The organism is Pseudohalioglobus sediminis (genome assembly GCF_008370495.1).
In the GTDB taxonomy this organism is placed as follows: domain Bacteria; phylum Pseudomonadota; class Gammaproteobacteria; order Pseudomonadales; family Halieaceae; genus Halioglobus.
Genome location: NZ_VTUX01000002.1, coordinates 235334 through 254696, shown reverse-complemented (window position 1 = coordinate 254696; position 19363 = coordinate 235334). Strand labels below are relative to the sequence as shown.

General features: G+C 57.1%; 22 protein-coding genes. 13 read left to right on the top strand and 9 right to left on the bottom strand.

The window, feature by feature from the left end; genetic code table 11:
- Window positions 1–136 precede the first annotated feature (136 nt).
- The 9 genes from F0M18_RS05145 (at window position 137) to F0M18_RS05110 (ending at window position 8217) form a co-directional block, all read left to right on the top strand.
- Window positions 137–1138 carry a haloalkane dehalogenase gene (locus F0M18_RS05145; RefSeq protein ID WP_149610337.1) on the top strand — a complete coding sequence of 334 codons (1002 nt, stop codon included), beginning with the start codon at window positions 137–139 and terminating at the stop codon, window positions 1136–1138.
- A 14-nt stretch (window positions 1139–1152) separates the two neighbouring features.
- Window positions 1153–2340, top strand: a complete 1188-nt coding sequence (locus F0M18_RS05140) for an acyl-CoA dehydrogenase family protein (protein WP_149610336.1) — start codon at window positions 1153–1155, stop codon at window positions 2338–2340.
- Between the two features lie 10 nt (window positions 2341–2350).
- On the top strand, window positions 2351–3514 hold the full coding sequence (locus F0M18_RS05135) for an acyl-CoA dehydrogenase family protein (protein ID WP_149610335.1): 1164 nt from the start codon (window positions 2351–2353) through the stop codon (window positions 3512–3514).
- A gap of 2 nt (window positions 3515–3516) precedes the next feature.
- Window positions 3517–4185 (top strand): enoyl-CoA hydratase/isomerase family protein, encoded by a 669-nt coding sequence (locus F0M18_RS05130; RefSeq protein ID WP_149610334.1) that lies wholly within the window; start codon window positions 3517–3519, stop codon window positions 4183–4185.
- Window positions 4186–4234: 49 nt separating this feature from the next.
- Entirely contained in the window at window positions 4235–4948 is a 714-nt protein-coding gene (locus tag F0M18_RS05125; RefSeq protein ID WP_262500831.1) for a hypothetical protein, read from the top strand.
- Window positions 4948–5982, top strand: a complete 1035-nt coding sequence (locus F0M18_RS05120) for a phosphotransferase (protein ID WP_149610333.1) — start codon at window positions 4948–4950, stop codon at window positions 5980–5982. The genes F0M18_RS05125 and F0M18_RS05120 overlap by 1 nt, the downstream gene beginning before the upstream one ends.
- A gap of 72 nt (window positions 5983–6054) precedes the next feature.
- The gene (locus F0M18_RS05115) at window positions 6055–7476 is read left to right on the top strand and encodes a DUF3336 domain-containing protein (protein ID WP_149610332.1); all 1422 of its coding nucleotides are present in this window, start codon (window positions 6055–6057) and stop codon (window positions 7474–7476) included.
- 138 nt (window positions 7477–7614) lie between these two features.
- The gene (locus tag F0M18_RS19940; RefSeq protein WP_188109600.1) at window positions 7615–7764 is read left to right on the top strand and encodes a hypothetical protein; all 150 of its coding nucleotides are present in this window, start codon (window positions 7615–7617) and stop codon (window positions 7762–7764) included.
- Window positions 7765–7779: 15 nt separating this feature from the next.
- Window positions 7780–8217, top strand: coding sequence for a DUF1330 domain-containing protein (locus tag F0M18_RS05110; RefSeq protein WP_149610331.1), 438 nt, complete (start codon window positions 7780–7782; stop codon window positions 8215–8217).
- A 511-nt stretch (window positions 8218–8728) separates the two neighbouring features.
- Here the strand turns inward: F0M18_RS05110 and F0M18_RS05105 are convergent.
- From F0M18_RS05105 to F0M18_RS05080, 6 genes are all read right to left on the bottom strand, one after another.
- The gene (locus tag F0M18_RS05105) at window positions 8729–9367 is read right to left on the bottom strand and encodes a glutathione S-transferase family protein (protein ID WP_149610330.1); all 639 of its coding nucleotides are present in this window, start codon (window positions 9365–9367) and stop codon (window positions 8729–8731) included.
- A 66-nt stretch (window positions 9368–9433) separates the two neighbouring features.
- Window positions 9434–9745, bottom strand: a complete 312-nt coding sequence (locus F0M18_RS05100) for a DUF1330 domain-containing protein (RefSeq protein ID WP_149610329.1) — start codon at window positions 9743–9745, stop codon at window positions 9434–9436.
- Window positions 9746–9778: 33 nt separating this feature from the next.
- Window positions 9779–10657, bottom strand: coding sequence for a haloalkane dehalogenase (locus F0M18_RS05095; RefSeq protein ID WP_149610328.1), 879 nt, complete (start codon window positions 10655–10657; stop codon window positions 9779–9781).
- A 32-nt stretch (window positions 10658–10689) separates the two neighbouring features.
- Complete coding sequence (locus F0M18_RS05090; RefSeq protein ID WP_149610327.1) at window positions 10690–11277, bottom strand: TetR/AcrR family transcriptional regulator; 588 nt, start codon at window positions 11275–11277, stop codon at window positions 10690–10692.
- Window positions 11278–11362: 85 nt separating this feature from the next.
- Complete coding sequence (locus F0M18_RS05085; protein WP_149610326.1) at window positions 11363–12022, bottom strand: hypothetical protein; 660 nt, start codon at window positions 12020–12022, stop codon at window positions 11363–11365.
- A 90-nt stretch (window positions 12023–12112) separates the two neighbouring features.
- Window positions 12113–13156, bottom strand: coding sequence for a glutathione binding-like protein (locus F0M18_RS05080; protein WP_149610325.1), 1044 nt, complete (start codon window positions 13154–13156; stop codon window positions 12113–12115).
- A gap of 204 nt (window positions 13157–13360) precedes the next feature.
- On the opposite strand from F0M18_RS05080, the gene F0M18_RS05075 reads away from it, so the two are divergent.
- Genes F0M18_RS05075 through F0M18_RS05060 form a run of 4 tightly spaced genes read left to right on the top strand, consistent with a single transcriptional unit; the run spans window position 13361 to window position 17020 of the window.
- Window positions 13361–14401, top strand: coding sequence for a glutathione S-transferase C-terminal domain-containing protein (locus tag F0M18_RS05075; RefSeq protein WP_149610324.1), 1041 nt, complete (start codon window positions 13361–13363; stop codon window positions 14399–14401).
- Window positions 14402–14427: 26 nt separating this feature from the next.
- On the top strand, window positions 14428–15378 hold the full coding sequence (locus tag F0M18_RS05070) for an NAD(P)H-dependent flavin oxidoreductase (RefSeq protein WP_149610323.1): 951 nt from the start codon (window positions 14428–14430) through the stop codon (window positions 15376–15378).
- 11 nt (window positions 15379–15389) lie between these two features.
- Entirely contained in the window at window positions 15390–16604 is a 1215-nt protein-coding gene (locus F0M18_RS05065) for an acyl-CoA dehydrogenase family protein (protein WP_149610322.1), read from the top strand.
- A gap of 17 nt (window positions 16605–16621) precedes the next feature.
- A complete protein-coding gene (locus F0M18_RS05060) occupies window positions 16622–17020 on the top strand; it encodes a DUF2147 domain-containing protein (protein ID WP_149610321.1) in 399 nt (132 codons plus the stop codon).
- 28 nt (window positions 17021–17048) lie between these two features.
- Here F0M18_RS05060 and F0M18_RS05055 read toward each other — a convergent pair whose 3' ends face one another.
- The 3 genes from F0M18_RS05055 to F0M18_RS05045 are packed head-to-tail and all read right to left on the bottom strand — an operon-like array spanning window position 17049 to window position 19278.
- Window positions 17049–17822 carry a sterol desaturase family protein gene (locus tag F0M18_RS05055; RefSeq protein ID WP_149610320.1) on the bottom strand — a complete coding sequence of 258 codons (774 nt, stop codon included), beginning with the start codon at window positions 17820–17822 and terminating at the stop codon, window positions 17049–17051.
- A complete protein-coding gene (locus F0M18_RS05050; protein ID WP_149610319.1) occupies window positions 17819–18220 on the bottom strand; it encodes a carboxymuconolactone decarboxylase family protein in 402 nt (133 codons plus the stop codon). The genes F0M18_RS05055 and F0M18_RS05050 overlap by 4 nt, the downstream gene beginning before the upstream one ends.
- Window positions 18217–19278, bottom strand: a complete 1062-nt coding sequence (locus F0M18_RS05045; RefSeq protein WP_149610318.1) for a MarR family winged helix-turn-helix transcriptional regulator — start codon at window positions 19276–19278, stop codon at window positions 18217–18219. Before F0M18_RS05045 ends, F0M18_RS05050 begins: the two co-directional genes overlap by 4 nt.
- Window positions 19279–19363 lie beyond the last annotated feature (85 nt).

Below are 19363 nucleotides of genomic sequence, written 5' to 3'. Positions count from 1 at the left end.
TTGAGTATGACATAAGGTTGTGGCATAAGATATGACGATAACTAATGGAATGCAAGAAAATCACATTATGATTTCACAAGTAATCGCTAACATAAATTGCGCCACGCGCAGGTAGACCAAGAAGAGATTCCGCAGTATGCAATGCAAACGTACACCCGATGAGCGCTTCGACAACCTGGTCGATTACCCATTTCAGCCCAACTACCTGCAAGTTGATGACGGGGAGGGCGGTGAACTGCGTATCCACTATCTGGATGAGGGGCCAGCCGACGGCGATGTGGTGTTGTTGATGCACGGCCAGCCCGTCTGGAGCTACCTGTACCGCCACATGATTCCGCCGCTGGTTGAGTCCGGTTTCAGGGTTGTTGCCCCCGATTTCGTCGGCTTCGGGCGTTCGGATAAGCCCACCCGGCCTGAAGACTATACCTATGCCCGTCATGTCGCCTGGATGAGTGATTGGCTGGCCCAGCTCGACCTGCGAGGCGTCACTGTGTTCTTGCAGGACTGGGGTAGCCTCATCGGTCTGCGCCTTGTGGCGGCCTTTCCGGAGCGTTTTTCACATGTAGTACTTTCCAATGGTGGTTTACCCGCAGGGCCGGTTCCGAAAGACTTTGCTGCACCCCTGCGCGAGGCATACAAGACCCTGCCAGTGGTTCCTGCCACAGAGTTGGATGCACGTTTCCGTGACACCTCGGGTCTTCCGGGCTTCCTGTACTGGCGCAAGTTTTGCGCCGAGAGCCGCCAGGCACAGCAGCCGGGCAATTTCCTGCACCTGATCGGCAAGGCCAAACACCTCACAGAGGCCGAGCAGGCAGCCTTCAATGCGCCGTACCCGGATGAATCCTACCTGGCAGGGGTGCGGCGTTTCCCTTCGCTGCTTCCACTGTTTGAGGATGAACCGGAAGTCGAGGAGAACCGGGCTGCCTGGCAGGTACTGAAGCAGTTCGATAAACCCTTTATGTTGGCCTTTGCCGATGACGATCCGGTCACGGCTAATATGGCCCAGCCGTTCCTGGACAGGGTGCCGGGCTGTAAGGGTGTCGAACACAGAACCATTGCCCCGGCGGGGCACTTTGTCCAGCAGGACCAGCCCGGGCAATGCGTACAGGCCATCCTGGATATTACTGGTCGAGTTTAATAAAGGAGTTATTTGTGGATACACGTTTTACTGATGAAGAGCTCGCATTTCAGGCTGAAGTCCGGAATTTTTTTGCCGAGGTCCTGGACGAGGAACTGAAAGCCATGTTGCACGGCGGCGAAGCATCGACGCAGCTCGAGGAGGGCATGATCGAGTATCAAAAACGCCTCAATGCCAGGGGCTGGATGGCACCCGGGTGGCCTGTCGAGTACGGGGGGCAGGACTGGACCATGACCCGGCATTTCATCTTCAATGCAGAGCGCGCCAAAGCGGGTTTGCCGGCCCCCATCCCCTTCGGCGTGACCATGGTGGCGCCGGTGATCTACACCTATGGCACTGAAGAGCAGAAGGAGCGCTTCCTGCCACGTATTCTCAACAGTGAGGACTGGTGGTGCCAGGGCTATTCCGAGCCCGGTGCCGGGTCTGACCTGGCTTCACTGCAATGCAAAGCCGAGCGCGATGGGGATGAATACGTGGTCAATGGCAGCAAGATCTGGACCTCCTTCGCCCAGGCCGCAGACTGGATTTTCTGTCTGGTGCGCACCGATAACAGTGGCCGTAAGCAGGACGGCATCAGCTTCCTTTTGATCGATATGAACACGCCGGGGGTGACCGTCAGCCCCATTGAAACCATCGACGGTATTTATCACCTGAATGAGGTTCACTTCGACAATGCACGGGTACCCATGGACAACCGCATTGGGGAAGAGGGCAAGGGCTGGACCTACGCCAAGTCCCTGCTGGTGCACGAGCGCCTGTCCATCGCCGAGGTGGCCGAATCGAAGCGCAACCTGGAGCAGGTGCGAGAGTTGGCCCGTGCCGAAGTCAACGGTGGTGAATCTCTGTTGGATGATCCCCTGTTCGCCAATCGCCTGGCAGAGGTAGAAATTGACCTGATGGCGCTGGAGTTTACCGAGCTGCGCGTTCTCGCTGCTGCCGCTGAAGGTGGCATGCCCGGGCCTGAGTCCTCGCTGCTGAAACTGCAGGGAACGACGATACAGAAGGCCATACAGGAACTGCGCATGGATGTGGCCGGCTACTACTCCCAGGCGCAGCAGGGTGATTTGAGTTCGAGCCAGGTGGGACATGATTTTGCCGATGTTGCGCAGAAGTTGTACTTCCGTGGCCGCGCTTCATCGATCTATGGCGGATCGGATGAAGTGCAGAAAAACGTTACTGCCAAGCACGTACTGGGACTGTAGGAGATACGCAATGAACTTCAATCTATCTGAAGAACAGACCATGATCCAGGACAGCATCGCCCGCTTTGTCCAGGACAATTACGACTACGATCAGCGCAACAAAGTAGTGGCTCTGGAGCATGGTTTTAGCGCCGAGCACTGGCAGCAATTCGCTGAACTGGGCTGGCTGTCTATTCCTTTTGCCGAGGAGTACGGTGGTTTTGGAGGTGGCCCGGTGGATACCATGGTCATCATGCAGGAGCTGGGTCGCGGCCTGGTGGCTGAGCCTTTCCTGCCAACTGTACTGCTGTTTGGTGGGCTGTTGCAGGCTGGCGGCAGCGAGGAGGTGAAGCATGAATTGATCCCGCAGATCATCGCCGGCCAGTTACAGGGTGCATTCGCCTTCCTGGAACGCCAGAGCCGCTATGCGTTGACCGACATCAAAACCCGCGCTCGCCAGGACGGGGTGAGCTGGGTGCTGAATGGGGAGAAAACCGTGGTGCTCAACGGCGGGGCCGCAGAGAAGCTGGTGGTGCTCGCGCGCAGCTCCGGCGAGCAGGCCGATAAAAACGGCCTGAGCCTGTTCCTGGTGGATAGTTCTGCCGCCGGTGTAACGGCCACCAGCTACAAGATGACCGATGGCCGCGACGCGGCCAATGTCAAACTGGATAATGTCACGGCCGAAGCACTTATCGGTGGGCCGGGTGAAGGCTATGCCCTGATGGGCCCGGTAATAGAGCGGGCCACGCTGGCAGTGGCGGCTGATGCCCTGGGTGCGATGGAGTCCCTCAACGCCCAGACCCTGGAATACCTGAAAACGCGCAAACAATTCGGTGCGCACATCGGTTCATTCCAGGCCCTGCAGCATCGCATGGTGGATATGTTCGCCGCCTGTGAGAATACCAGGTCCCTGCTTTATCGCGCCGTGTGCGCGCTGGATGCCCGTGACGAGGACGCCCGGCGCAGCCTGCTGGCGCTGAAAGTCATGGTGGGTCGTTCAGGGCGCAAGATCGGCGGTGAGGGAATCCAGATGCACGGCGGCATGGGTATGACTGAAGAGCTTTCAGTGGGCGCCTATGTCAAGCGGCTGATGATTGCCAACACGCTGTTTGGTGACGCCGACTATCAGCAGCAGCGTTTCTCAGCGCTGGTGAATGCGCCCGTCAAGGCCGCGGCCGCAGTAGAGGCTGCGTGATCGTGATCGATTACCAAAAGCAGGGTGAACTGCATCTGGTGACGATGAATGAGGGGCAGAATACCATCTGCCCTGACTGGCAGCAGCGCATGCTGGAAATCCTCGATGCGGTGGAGGCCGATTGTGGTCAGGGTGCCTCGCTGGTGCTCACCGGCGTCGATAAATTCTTCTGCAACGGCCTCAACCTCGAAAAGCTGATGACGCTTCAGCCACAAGAGATGGAGCTGTTCGGCCAGCGTATGGCGAAGATTCACAGTCGGTTCCTGGTATTGCCCTGCCCGACCGTGGCGGCGATGAACGGCCACGCTTTTGCCGGCGGTGCGTTCCTGGCACTGTCCTGCGACTACCGCATCATGCGCGAGGACCGGGGCTGGTTCTCTGTCTCCGAAGTGGATGTGGGAGTACCCATACCGACGCCCATGATGGGCATATTGCGGGGCAAGTTACCGGCCAGTACCGCCCGGGATGCCCTGTTCACCGGCAAACGCTACACCGCGGATGAGGCAGTGGCGGCAGGCATCGCCGATGGCAAGGCCTCCCGGGAAGAACTCCTCGATCAGGCCAGGACCCTGGCCACCCAACTGGGTACCAAGGAGCCAGGTATTTTCAAAACCTTAAAGCAGACCTGGTTCGGCCCCATGGCCAACGCACTGGTTGCAAACACGGGTTAAGAGTAAAGCTCTGACCCCATGTTCTCGCCAGAGTCTCAATGAACGGGAGATGTACACTGCGATGAAGAAGCTGTTATTAACACTTTTAGTACTGCCGTTGTGCCTGGCTTTGTTCCTGTTCTGGCTGGCTTACTTTTCTTCCCGGCCGCCACTGACTACCGATCCTGCCACACTGGCGGGGGACGGCAGTACCCTCGACTACTGTGAGCTGCCCGAGCTTGATGGCAGTGGAAAAATGGCTGCGGATATTCCCAAAGGCAATACGCCGGGCTGTGGCTATTCCCACTTTCCACTGCCGATACTGGCCGAGTGTACCGAGCCACTGCCGGACGGCGCCGACGATATCAGGGGTTTGTGGCTTGGTGTTGAGGGCGGCCATACGGGTCACGTGGAGCGGGTTGAGCAGTGCGGCAGTCGTACGGTGGTCACGGCCAGTGGAATCATTCACGACTACGGCCCAAATAGTACTGCCGGCCTGAACACCGATGATACCGAGGGGTCGGTGCTATTCACCATTGGCGAACAAGAGTATTGCATGCGCAGCACGGCTTCCATGATCTGGGAGGAGGGCGTGCTCAACTTCCATGTCTTTGGTTGGGGCCCGGTGGTAGTGAAGCGCTACATGGAAGGTGAACAGCTGGTGTGGGAATATGCCGATGGCAGTACCACTTATATGGACAGGATCTGCACCCTGCCCGAGGAGCACAGGGCGCCCCAACCCAGGGGCAGGCGATATTCCTTTTTCAATAGCGAGGATTCGTAATGTCATCAGTAGCCATGCTTGATGAAGCCGTGTTGGCCGCTTACCTGGAAGCCAATGTGCCGGGCTTCAAGGGGCCGCTGAGCGCCAGCAAATTTCCTGGCGGCCAGTCCAATCCGACCTTCAGGATCGACGCAGACTCCGGCACCTATGTGTTGCGTCGGCAACCGCCCGGAAAGTTGCTCAAGTCGGCCCATGCGGTCGACCGGGAGTATCGTGTACTGGCTGCGCTGCGGGACACAGATGTGCCCGTAGCCGAGGTTTATCACCTGTGTGAGGACACCGCGGTGATCGGCTCCATGTTCTACCTGATGCAATACTGCGACGGCAATGTCTATTGGAATCCGGCGCTGGGCGAGATAGATGATCCCAATACGCGCGGCGCCATGTATGACCAGATGGCGCGCACCCTGGCGAGCATTCACAGTGTAGATCTCGAGTCAGCGGGGCTGGCAGATTACGGCCGTCCCGGTAATTACTTCCAGCGGCAGCTGGGACGTTGGACCAGCCAGTACCGTGCATCGGAGCTGGGAAAAATTGAGTCAATGAACCGGTTGATCAGCTATCTGGAGGCGAACCTGCCCGCCGATGACGGCCAGGTGGCCCTGGTGCACGGTGACTTCAGGCTGGATAACCTGATGTACGCCAAGGACAACAGTCGGGTAATCGCGGTACTGGACTGGGAGCTGTCCACCCTCGGGCACCCCTGCGCAGACCTGGCCTACCAATGCATGGCCATGCGCCTGCCGGCGAGTGAGCGGCAGCAGATGGCGCCTGTCGGCCTTGCAGGACTCGATCTGCAACCGCTTGGCCTGCCTGGTGAAGAGCAATATATAGCAAGTTATTGCCAATATATGGGCATAGATCACATCGACAATTGGAACTTCTTCCTGGCGTTCAGTTTCTTTCGCCTGGCAGCTATCGCCCAGGGTGTGGCCAAGCGTGCAACCCAGGGCAATGCTTCAAACGCATCGGCCCGCGAGGTGGGTGATATGGTGGACCCGCTGGCGAGCATGGCGCTTGAAATTGTCGCCTAGGCTGATAGACATAAAGGGGACGGGCCACGTTTACTTGCACGAGGTCCGTCCCCGATAGTAAAGGAGAGCCAAGTGGGTATAGCGACACAGTTACAGGCCAAGCGAGCATTGAAAGGTGCAGGCAGCTACCAGGAATGGCGCGAGGCGGCCGAAGCCTATGATATACGCACGGGGCGTGATCGCTGGCGCAGACGTGACCACAGCCAGCAGTACGATTATGTTTCCATACGAACTCGGCTGGATCGCCTGCGCAGCCTCAAGGCCAGGCACGATCACCGCGGACTGTTGTATACCCTCAATGAGGGCATACACGGCAATATGGGTGGTATGGGTAAGGCGGGCCTGTATGGTCACGCGCTTACCGGTACCAAACTGCTAATAGAAGACTACATTGAGGAAATCGTCCATACCCTGGAGCACCTGGCCGGGGAAGATACGGGCGATATCAGTCCCGAAGAAAAACTCGATTTCTTCCGCCGGGCCAGTCATTGCTTCGGCCACACCGCATTCATGATGAGCGGCTCCGGTTCGCTGCTGTATTTTCATATGGGAGTTGCGCGAGCGCTATTTGAAGCGGACCTGCTTCCATCTGTTATGTCGGGCTCCAGTGGCGGTTCTATCATCGGCAGTATTGTCAGCAGCCACACGGACGAGGAGTTGCGTGAGTTAATGGAGCCTGAGGTATTTCTGCAGCAAATGCCGGAATCCTCCAAGCGCGGGGGTACCGCTGACCCGGCAGATATGGAGGAGAACCTGAAGCATTATCTACCCGATGACATGACTTTCCAGAAGGCGTTTGAAAGAACCGGCAGGGCGATGAATGTCTCTATTGCCCCCGCGGAAACGCACCAGACATCCCGCCTGCTTAATGCCACGACCTCACCCACAGTATTGATGCGCAGTGCTGTGATGGCCTCTGCTGCCGTGCCGGGTATATTCCCGCCGGTGACGCTGCAGGCGTTGGATGACGATGGTCAGCTAAAGAGCTACCTGCCGTCGCGGCGCTGGGTAGACGGTTCCGTGAGTGACGATATGCCGGCCAAGCGCCTGGCGCGGCTGTATGGTGTTAATCACTATATCGTCAGCCAGACCAATCCCCATGTGTTGCCCTTTGTGACAGATGGGCACCGCAAGCAGACATCGCTGGGGCTGCTGCAGAATGCGGGTCTGCGCTCGACCCGTGAATGGTTCAATGCAATCACCATGATTATTGACCGGGCGGACAGGAAAAATGGTGCGGTTACACAGGTCGCCAGCTTGATGCGCTCGATCATCAACCAGGACTACGTGGGCGATATCAATATTCTGCCCGACTACCGCTTGATCAATCCCAAAAATTTGCTCGGCTTTCCCGGCGAGAAACAGGTGTTGAAATTGATCGCCTCGGGCGAGCGCTGTACCTGGCCAAAACTGGAGATGATACGCCTGCAGACAAGGGTCAGCCGCACCCTGCGCGAGATATTACAGCGCTATGAAAACAGCGCCGTTGTTTAAATGCCGGACCAAAGACTGTGGCCAGGTAGTGACCTACGATGTAGTGGAGAGCCTCAGCAATGTGCCCTCGACGTTCTGACCCAAAAAGGCTATACCGCCATTGCAGCTCTTGCCGTGGAACTTGAGGGGCAACTTGAAATGAAGTTTCACCGGGGCGCCCAGGTCTGTGCCAACGTCTGGCACGATGTGCTGGACAACGAGATCTCCGGTCAGCAGGGCATTATGGTGTCGTTGCAGGACTCGGCAGGTCTGGCGATTGACAGGCTCCATAAATACAAAATTGCTTGAGAAAAGGAAATGACGATGGAAGTCATCAACAAAGTGTACCCCAACAAAGAGCAGATACAGGGCTTTCTTGAGCCCGGCGCCGAGGGCCCGATCTGTATGGTCAATCTGCTCAAATTTAAAGTAAAGGCAGAGTATGAGGATGGCCGTGAAACAGATCTCACCGGGGGAGAGGCTTATGCTCTGTATGAAAAGGGCGTAAAGAAATTGCTGCAAGGCGTTGGTGGGTGTATTGGCTTCGAGGGTGACGTGGAGCGCCTGGCGTTGGGTGAAGTAGAGGAGCTGTGGGACCTGGTCGCGCTGGCGGTTTGGCCCTCGCGTAAGGTCATGCTCGAGGTGATGCAGTCAGCAGAGATGCAGGAAATCGGGGTGCACCGCACCGCAGGGTTGGCAGGCCAGTTGAACATTGAGACACGCAAACTTTCAGGCAAGTGGTTGCAGGCAGGATCACAATGAAAGTACTGCAGGAATTGATGAAAGCACAATTTCCCAAGAGTGGCGCTGTCCACGCCAACCGTCGCCTTCTTTTACTTCGGCTTCTCCGGCATGCGCAGCTTCCAGGTTCCGTTCCACAGTAATAGTCGAAAAATACGCTGTTACTGGTACCTTTTCCAAGCCCTAGATCAGTAGGGCACAGCACTGTTAAGTGTCAACGGAGTTCCGCATGAGCGAAAAAAATCCCTACGCAAATGTGTGTCTCTGGGCTTGGACATGCCGCCTCAAATCACCCCATGCATCTGGTTCGTAACGGCGCGCTAACGGGTTAAATGGACCTCGTTTCCAGGTTAGGCCAAAACCCCAGCCTCTTGCTGCGACAGGTCGGGCTTACACCTTGCAACTGCATAGTCCCAATACCTGCGTCTCCCACCCCCCAAAAAAAGGGACGGCGGCAGACAACGATTTATACATCACGAAATTGTGGTCTGTCCCCGGTTTCTGAAACCGGCACGCAATATCTGGTGATGCCTTATAGCCCCAGCGCTTTGGCCTCTTTCTCCAGCACGGCCGCGACCTGCGGCTGCGCCTTGACCCGGGTGAGCAGGCCGGACACTGAGGGCCAGCGTTGGTCATCGACCTCGTAGCGCGCGTAGGCGGCATTGATAAAGGGGCTGACAATACTCAGGTCAGCCATGGTGAACTCGCCGAATACAAAGCCAGCGGCGGGTATTTTGCTCTCCAGATAGTCAAGCATCGGCGGCAGGCGCTTTTCTATGATTTTGGCGACCAGTTCCTCATCCGGTTCCTGCTTGAACGCGAAAGGCCGCATAAAGCGCTGAAAGAAAATGCCAGCGGCCATCTCGGCCACCGCGCCGCCGCACAGGTCCTCGAACCAGTCCGCCATGGCGTTGTCGACGATATCAGCGGGGTAGAGCGCCGGCTCCGGGTAGGCTTTTTCGAGATACCGGCATATCACCTTGGAGTCACCTAGCGTCAGCTTTCCGTCCACCAGAGTGGGAATCTTGCCGAGGGGATTGATCTCCAGGTACTTTTCGTCGCCGGAAAAGGGCATCTGCGGAACAATTTCATAGGGAATGTTCTTAAAGTCCAACGCGACAAAAACCTTGCGTACGAACGGTGATCCGTGCACACCGTACACCTTTATCATGGTCTGCTCCTGAAATATGACATTTTGACTGGATCGGCTTTCCTTATCCTGAGCTGTCCCCGTTTTTTAGCGGGGTGGCAAGCCATGCACCATGGTCAGTGACACCAGGCTTGTACCAGCCCGGCGGTGTTCTGACAGGGCTTGATATTCCGGGTCGTTGTACCAGGCGTCGGCAGCGGCTGCGGAGGGAAATTGAAATATCACCGTGCGGCCTTGCCTGGGATCGGAACCCTCAAGGTGTACGGTATTATCGTCATAGGTGAAAAATGTACCGCCGTGTTTTTTCAATATCGTGAAAAATCCCTTCTCGTACTCCCTATAAACATCCTTATCGTGAATGGTGAAGTTTCCGATAACATACGCGGGCGCATCTGACATGGTCTGTTTCCTTTTGCTTGCTTGAATATTGAACTAGATGGTTTTCAACCAATTGGCGACGGCCTGGCCGATCTCAACCGGCGAGTCTTCCTGAATAAAATGCAGGCCTTTTACCGTGACTTCCTGTTGGTTTGGCCAGCTGCGGCAGAATTCGCGTTGCGGGCCGACCAGAATGGAACCCGGCTCTGCATTGATAAATAGCTTGGGCATTTCGCTGCCAGCCATGAAGGCACCGTATTCGTTCACCAGGGCGACCATATCCTCGGGCTCGCCTTCAATGGGAATCTGCCGTGGCCAGTTCAGCAGGGGTTGGCGGTCGTCGCTGTTGGGATACGGTGCCCGGTAGGCATCCATTTCGGTTTCGCTGAGTTCGCGTATTATCGAGGTGGGCAGTACGGCCTCAATGAACATGTTGCGGTTCAGGATCAGGTCTTCCCCTTTGTCGGAGCGGAAGCCTTTGAAAATGCCCACGGCACCCTCCGGCCAGTCTGCCCAGTTCATCGGCTTAACGATGCCCTCCATATAGGCCACGCCCCTGACGTCATCCGGGTGGCGCATGGCCCAGAGGAAGCCGATGGCGCTGCCCCAGTCGTGAATGACCAGGGTGACGCGCTTGGTGGCGCCGATGGCTGCCAGCAGGCCATCTACGTAGGCGTAGGCTACTTCCAGTGTGTAGCGGTCTGGGCCTTCACTGGCCGGTAGTTTTTCAGACTCGCCCTGGCCGATCAGGTCGGGAACAATCACTCTTCCCGACTCGACCAGTTCAGGCACGACATTGCGCCAAAGGAAAGAGGAGGTGGGGTTACCGTGCAGCAACACGATAGGGTCGCCGCTGCCTTCTTCAAGGTAGGCGATTCGTTTGCCGTTTACGCTGGCAAAATTTTTCTCAAAGGGCATGGTCTCAGACAACATGATAAGTTGCTCGTGTATCCTGTGATTAGTCGTTAGGCAGCCAGCCCAAGCATGGACAGGCTGTTATCGATGATTGTTCTGATTTGCTCCGGGGATCGCATCTGGCGGCTTTGAACTCGTAGGCCGAAATTGATCGTCATCACAATACTGGCCAGTTCCTGCGCGCTGCGCCTGGTGTCAAGTTGGCCTTCTTGCTGCGCCCGCTCAAAAGCCAGCGCAAAAGCGTTTTCAATGGCTTCGAGTTTCAACGTCGCCAGTTGATTGAGTTCATGATCTACATCGGCCAGTTCCAGTACCGTATTGACCATCATGCAACCCCGCTTTGCCTTACGTCGGGACACATGAAGCAAGGTCGCTTCAAAAAAAGCACGGGGCAGGGCAGCAGCGGGAATCTTGCCGGCATCCCTGTCGACAATGTCCAGGGTGCGGTCACCGAACAGTTCAAGGCATTCGACGAAAAGCCCGCGCTTGGTTTTGAAACTGGCATAAAAACTTGAGCGGGCAATGCCCATGGCCGCCAGCAAATCAGGCAGTGATGTTGCGGTATACCCGCGGGCCCAGAATAGCTTCATAGCAGCTTCCAGGGCTTGGGTGCGGTCGAACTCGGCGGGACGTGCCATATCCGCTCTCAATCTTGGAGGTCAGAGAGTTTAATAATGTACCATTTAGTACAGAATAGCAAATGAAACAGGGACAGACCGCGTTTTATACACTGTGGGCTGTCTCTTTTTTTTGCCTGGCCTTTTTGGACAAACTGAAGCTGTCGATTAGTGCGGTGATTGCCAGCAGGATCAGCCCCAGCAAGAGCCTGGGATCGCCGAGATAAAGGTCGGTTTCTATCGGGTAAGCGATGGTTTTCTCCAGCGCCGCAGTTTTAAAGTGATGTTTTCCCCTGAAAGCGGGATTGGTAACAATTTCAAGAAAGGCACGGCGGCTGCGATAGCGAAACAGGGCGGCCTGGTCCCAGTTCTCAGCTCCCTCGATACCGACCAGGTCCATGGCGGGATAGATTGCAGAGCCCATAAGCACCGGGTGGCAGGCGCGGGCCAGTAACGCGGGAATCATGTGCTCCATGTAGCGTGCCATGAGGCTTGATGCGCTTTCGCCGGGTTCGGCGCCTTCGACATCCGGTGGATTCTCGTTCATGTCGATGTTGTTCACCATCAGGAATTGGCGTCCGCTGTCTTGTCGAGCAAACTTTTCGATGAAAGCTGTGACTTCGGTGTCGCTGCCGTTGGTTTGCATGGTGGCCACGAATTCACCGATCTCAGCATCGCTCAAGGGGCCGCCGAAGTCGGTGTACCAGTAGAAAAAGGCAGCGTAGAACAGTGCGGGAAGCAGCCAAATTTTGAAGCGTGTGGACATTGTGATTGCCTTTTGCGTTAAAACCGTGTCAGACCACGATTATTGGGGTCACAATTCGTGGTCTGTCCCTGGTTTTCCTGGTTTTCAGTTTTAAGCCATGTAGTGCTGTAGGATGCCACGGCTGGCGAACAGTGCCTGGATGTCGGCATTTTCGCCTGCCCCCAGCCGCTGCAGTTCGTCCTGTACATGCAGTCTGGCCAGGTTCAGACGTTTTTGGGTGCGCGCCCGCGTGGTACCGAAACCGTAGTCGAACTCGTAATATTTCTCACCGGCAAGGCCAGCGGCGATATTAGCTGGCGCTGACTGGTAGTAGCTGCCTTGCAGGTAATCCAGCACGATTTGCAGGCTATCCGGTACCCGGTCGTGCGCAGGCCAGGGGACGAGTTCACCCTGCCAGTCACTGAAGAAGCGTCCGGTATATTCATGCAGCATGGCACTGTGCTCCCCCAGCCAGCTTTTCGGCTCCGGGTCGCATATAAAGTGGGCCTTGCTGGCGCCGGCCAGGGCGAAATCAGCCAGGCAGGGTCGCTCGCCCAGCAGGAAATCGTTGTTGGCAAAGTGTACTGCCAGGGCGTCCAGCATGTTCCTGAAGTCACCCTGAACGGCGGCGGCCTGGTCTGGTCCTGCGCCATTCACCTCGCACACGCCTTTACCGAATCCTTCGTACATCATCGGGCCGATAGGGGCGAACTGTTCCAGTTCCGCTTCTGAGAAAGGCTCTTCAATGGAGCGGTCCAGCATCAGATTGGCGCCGAAGCGGGGGCCGATCCAGGCAACGTTGTCCGGGTAGCACCAGCGGGAATGCACGCAGACGCGCCCCAGCCAGTGGTTGAAGGCATCCTCCAATATATAGCAGCAGGTGCGTTGTAGCGGCGTTTCAGGTACGACCCCGCGCGCCCTGAAGCGCTGGCTAAGCATGGGGCCGATGGCGATAGTGTCTTGTATCAGCCACTTGTCAGGGGTCAACAGCAGTGGAATAAAGTGGGTGCCGGCCCTGGCTTCCAGCTCAGCCTTTCGCTGTTCGGTTTTGAACAGGTAGCGCCAGGGCACTTGCTGACATCGCAACTGGGCCTCGAGTTTTCGCGTAAAGAAGCTCATCTCGCTGCCAACGAGCTGGTATTCCCCTGGGTACATACTCTCTCCATAAACTGGGAACAGAAAATCGGGGACAACCCGCGATTCTCAAGTATCGTCAGCTGCGCCCTTTTTATGCACGGTGGCCGATCAATTTACTACAGTGGCAGGTTTACATAATGGCAGTTTATGTGTCAATATGTTTTGCCTGGCGTGCGCGGGTTTTACCCTGCTAATTTCACTTGAGATAGAGGAGAAGTGCATATGACGGCACAGCAACCGATCCGCCTGGTGGGCGGCACAGCCTCGCCCTATACGCAGAAAATGGTGGCGTTGCTGCGCTACCGCCGCGTGCCCTACGCGGTGACATGGGACCAGCCGGACCAGGTTTGTGATGCGCTGGGGGTGGAGAAGCCGAAGCCCATTTTTCATCCCACGTTCTTTTTTGACGGGGACCAGGGGCTTAAAGCCGAGTGTGATTCCACGCCGATTATCCGCCGTCTGGAACAGATGTACCCGGGCCGCTCGGTGCTGCCTGGTGATCCAGCGCTGGCCTTTATCGATTACCTGATTGAAGACTTTGGCGACGAGTGGTGTACCAAGTATATGTTTCACTATCGCTGGTACCCTGAAGCGGACGCGGATAATGCGGGCACCCTGTTGCCGCTGGGTATGGATGTGAGCCTGCCACCGGAGGCGCTCCAGCAGTTCAAGCAATATTTTACGGATCGCCAGGTCGGCCGTTTGTACGTTGTGGGATCCAATGACACCACTGCGCCGGTGATCGATGCCAGCTATCGGCGCTTTCTGGCAGCCATGGAGAACCACCTGGCCAACCAGAAATTCATGCTGGGTGATCGCCCGGGGGCTGGCGATTTCGGACTCTATGGCCAGTTGACTCAGCTGGTGGGCTTTGATCCCACACCCCGTGCCATTGCCCACGAGGTATCCCTGCGCACTGTTGCCTGGGTCGACCAAATGAGCGACCAGAGTGGGCACGAGCCATCAGAACAGGACTGGATCGCACTGGATGACCAACCCGAGAGCCTGCGTGGTTTGATGGAAGAGATAGGCCGGGTCTACGCCCCTGCCCAGCTGGCGAATGCCCGCGCAGTTCAGGCGGGTGAAAAAACCTGGGAGTCCGAGATCGATGGCGCCCGCTGGACCCAGCAGACCTTTCCCTACCAGGCTAAATGCCTGCAGTGGACTAATGAGCGCTACCGTGCCCTTGGTGATGCCGATCGCTCGCGGGTGGATGCACTGCTGCAGGGCACCGGTGTGGAAACGATGCTTTCCCTCACGTAATCAGACACAGCTACTAGAGGAACAATATGACCACAGCACGCCCTATCAAAAACCGCGTCACCGAAATGACCGGTACCGACTATCCCATCATCCAGGCGCCCATGGGCTGGATTGCCCGCGCTCAGCTGGCTTCCGCGGTGAGCAATGCCGGCGGCATGGGAGTTATCGAAACCGCCTCCGGTGAGTTCGACAATATCCGCAATGAGGTGGCGAAAATGCGCGACCTCACCGACAAGCCTTTCGGCATGAACGTGGCCCTGTCTTACGTCAAAGGCACCAACGTTGTCGACTTTGTGATCAAGCAGGGTATCAAGTTCGTCACCACCTCATCGGGCAGCCCCAGTGTTTGCACGCAGGCGTTTCAGGAGGCGGGTATCAAGGTGTTTCACGTGGTGCCGACGCTGGATATGGCGCTGAAGGCCATCGACTGCGGCGTGGACGGCCTGGTAGTGGAAGGCGGGGAGGGCGGCGGCTTCAAGAACCCGAGCCCGGTATCAACCATGGTGCTATTGCCGCTGATCCGCTCACGCACAGATCTTCCCATTATTGCGGCGGGCGGCATGTGCGACGGACTTTCTATGGCCGGTGCCTTTGCCATGGGCGCCGAGGGGGTGCAGATGGGTACCCGTATGCTCAGTAGTTCTGACTCGCCGGTGCACGACAACTGGAAACAGTCGATTGTCGCAGCAAAGGAAACGGATACGGTATTTCTCAACCAGCAATCGCGTCCCGCCCTGCGTGCACTGCGCACGCAGCGTACTGAAATGCTGGAACCACTGGGTGCGTTCAACGCGATGGAACACCTTGCGGGGATACCCGAGCTCTATTTCGGCGGTGAAATGGAAGCGGCTATTCCCTTATCCGGGCAGGTGGTCGGGCGCATTGATGAAATAAAGAGTGCGGCGGATATTGTCCACAGCACAGTGAATGAATTTTATGAAGCGGTAAATCGATTGGCCACCCGCTACACAGACTGAGGAGAAGGAATATGGGATTTGAAGTCAGCGAAAAGGTGATGGCCCTGAATGCCAAACTCGAAGCGTTCATGGAGGAGCATGTTTACCCCCGCGAGCACGACTGGCACGAGTGGACACTCAACCAGGACAATCTCTGGGAGACGCCCCCCTGGTTTGACGAACTGCGAGAATTGGCCAGGGCGCAGGGGCTTTGGAACTTGTTTCTCCCGCGCGAATATGAACCCTGGAGCCCGGGCCTCAGCAACGTGGAAATTGCCCCGCTGTTCGAAACCATGAGCAAGGTGATCTGGGCGCAGGCTGTCTTTAATTGCAACGCGCCAGACCGCGGCAATATGGAAGTGTTGGCGAAATACGGCACTCAAGAGCAACAGGAGCAGTGGTTGAAGCCCCTGCTGGCGGGTGAGATCCGCAGCGCCTATGCGATGACCGAGCCCCAGGTAGCGTCTTCCGATGCCACCAATATGGAGCTGGAGATTGTCCGCGACGGCGACGACTATGTGCTCAATGGCCGCAAGTGGTGGACGACCAATGCGGTTAATCCGCGCTGCAAGATCATGCTGGTAATGGGAAAGTCGAACCCCGAGAATGAGCGTCACCGCCAGCACTCCACTATTCTGGTACCCCGCGATACCCCTGGGGTGAAGCTGGTGCGAGAACTTCGCGTATTCGACAACCTCCACTCCCCGGGCGGCGAAGCGGAATTCCTGTTCGACAACGTGCGCGTGCCGGTGAGCAATATGATCAAGGGAGAGGGCTGCGGTTTCGAAATTGCCCAGGGTCGTCTGGGCCCCGGCCGATTCCAGTACGCCATGGGGCTGGTAGGTAATGCCCAGCGCTGCCTGGAGCTGATGTGTGCCCGTGCCGACGAGCGTGTAGCCTTTGGCGAGAAGTTGATCAAGAAAACCAGCGTACAACACGAGATCGCCCGCTGTCGCTGCGATATCGAGCAGGCCCGCTTGCTGACCCTGCAGGCCGCTCACGTGATGGACACCCAGGGTATGAAAGCGGCGATACCCTATATCTCCATGGTCAAGATCGTCGCACCCAATATGGCGCAGCAGGTGGCCGATCGCGCCATGCAGGTGTTCGGCGGTATGGGGGTGTGCCAGGACACCATGATCCCGGATGTATTCACCCTGGCGCGGTTCTCACGCATTGCCGATGGTCCCGATGAGGTGCACATGTCGCAGCTGGGCAAGCTGACCGCGCGTGAGCTTAACGGCTAGTTAACAGGGGAACAGAGATGAATCGTATCGCAGTATTTTTGTGTGCCATGCTCACGGCACCCCTGTCCTTGGCGGGTGATATCTCAGGTTTCTGGAAACATGCCGACGAACCGGGCTGGATCGAAATCAGCCTGGATGAGGGCGAAGGCACCGTGCTACGCAATGACAAGTTTCCCGAACGTGTCGGCCGCCAGATCATCAGGGAACTGGAGGCCGATGGGGCCAGTGAGAACGTGTGGCGAGGCCAGGTCTATGCCGAGAAATTGGGCGAGTACAAGGACGCTGAGATATCCCTGAAGGAGCCTGACCTGATGCAGTTCAAGGTCAAGGTCGGCTTCATGAGCCGCACCATTGAGTGGGTGCGGGTCGACGCGGTTCCTGCAACGGCTTCTTTGCAGGAAGGCGCACCGAAATAATTGATTGGTGCAGCGCCGGTCGACTGTGTCAGCCGCCAGTCTGCGCTGCCGTTTTTCCTTCCAGTTCCATCGGGTGCGTCTCCAGCGTCCCGAACAGCCAGTCATAGAGCAGGGTGATGGTGGCGTAGTTGCCTCTGTGCATATCGAGGTGGTGGGCGTCGTGCTTCATGGCAATCCAGTTGAGGGTTTTCCAGGGTGCCGTGTGCAGGTCGATGCGACAGTGATTGATCTGGTTCAGCTGTGTATAGATGACCGAGGTGATCACGATGGTCGCGACATGGAAAGGTCCGCCATTCACCAGCGCCATGACGACCGTCACCACGTAAAAAAGTGCGACGCCGATGAAGAGTTCCCATGGGTGGAGCAGGTGGGAGTCGATCGAACTGACCCGGCTCCGAGCCTGGTGGTGCACAGCGTGAACGCGGCGGAAATAACCCTGTCCATGAAACAGGAAGCGGTGGATTAAATAGTAAAAGAAGTCGTAAACCATCAGTATCAGAAAACTGTCCAGCAGGATTTTCCAGATCGGCTCCGCATCCAGTGTGACAATAAACGGCTGTACCAGGATGTAGAAGCCGAGGGTTAGCCCCAGGCCTATCTTCTGGCTGGGCTGCACTCTCGGGCGGTATTTACTGGCCTTGTTGCGCCACTTGTCGATGTTCTGGGCCTTGTCCGCCGCGCGCGCTGCGGCGATGGCCGGTATGCGAAAAGCGATAGCCCGGCCCAGGACAGTGACCGCAATTATGCCGACTACCGTGACCAGGCCCGCTAGCCAATCATAGTGCTCAATAATGCTGCTCATTCTGAGGCCCCCTCGGCTGCAACGTCCCCGGGTTTTTCTTGTGCTTCAGCGATTGCGGTTTCCATGGGTGTGATCAGTGCCGCCGCTGTCGGGTAGCCGCAATACTGGGCAATGAATAAATGCAGCTCACGGACTTCGTCCGCCGTGAGTTCGCCTCGCTTGAGCGCTGCCTTGACCTGTATTTTGAAGGTGTCGTGTTGTGACTGTGCCGCCAACATGCCGAGGAGGAGAATGCGCCTGTCGCGCATGGATAGGGTGTCACGGGTCCAGACTTCGGCAAACAGTGTTTCCAGCATCACGTCGGTGAACGCATAGCCCTCAGCCGGCACGGTTACATCACCGGCATAGACTTCCTCCATTTTTCTGGCGCCGATTTTGCGGCGTTCACTTGAACTCATAACGATACCCTTGCTGGTTCATCTGGATCAGCTGCAAGAATCACCCTCGCGAGTGCACGCGCGCGCTCATCTCCCAATTGCCGTGTAAGTTGCCGGGCGATGCTGCCGATGTCATCGTCGCCGACGTGGCCAAATATCTCTTCGCCCAGGTTCAGCGACTGGTACAGCGCGGCAAGCGTGGATGCTGCCTGCCTGAACGCTCGCTTCCCGACAAGAGCCTCGAGTTCGCTATAGAGCTGCGCAGTGGACGCGACCGAATCCTCAATGAGCCGGCGCCCCGCGGCGGTGAACACCAGAATCACCTGTCGGGCGTCTCCGGGATCGGGCAGACGCGCGATATAACGCAGTTCTTCCAGCTCTGATGCGATCGCGCTGATGGCCTGTTTGCTCACATCATGCGCATCGGCGATCTGTTGAATGCGGCCCCCAGCCGGGCCAATTGACATCAGCACTGAACCAAAACTGCGCTTCAGTCCAGGGTGCCCCCGGGCCATGGTGAGTTCCTGCAGTCGGGTGCTGATATGGTCAGACAGCCTTGGCAGGACTGCAGCCAGTGATAAGTCACCGCCTTCCCGTGCGACAAGTAATGCCAGGTGCTTGTTCAGTTGCGCGAGCGTGAGGGTTGTCTTCTCCACATCCCCGGCAGCAGTAAGTGCCGCGAACCGCGCCTGCAGGCGCGCTGCCTCCGAGGCGCCCTGTTCAACCAGGGCGCGTGCGCGCGGGGTGCGAGTGAGCAATTTGGCCCTGCCGTCACTGCGGTCTGCCGTGCGCCGCAGATAGCCAGCAGCCTCGATCTGGTTGGCAATCTGGTTGGCTGCCTGGCGGCTGATACCCAGTGTTTCTGCGATGTCCGACAAGCGCGCACCGTCGTGACCAGCCAGGGTGATATAGGGTGCAAAGTTCAGCCGTAGGTTGCTGTGCCCGTGTTTGAGTGTCAGCGCAGCCATGATCTCGGCCTGAATATAGAGCGTGACACTCAGGAAGTGCCTTGCGAAATTGTCGCGGTATTGACGCTGCGTCTCAAGGTCGAGCCCACAATGTTCGATAGCCGTGTTCATGATGCGTAAAGTAAAGCCATATTGCCTAGTAGTCAATCTGGCTTGACAATAAAAATGCTCGAAACTACTCTGGCCGCTGACCCTA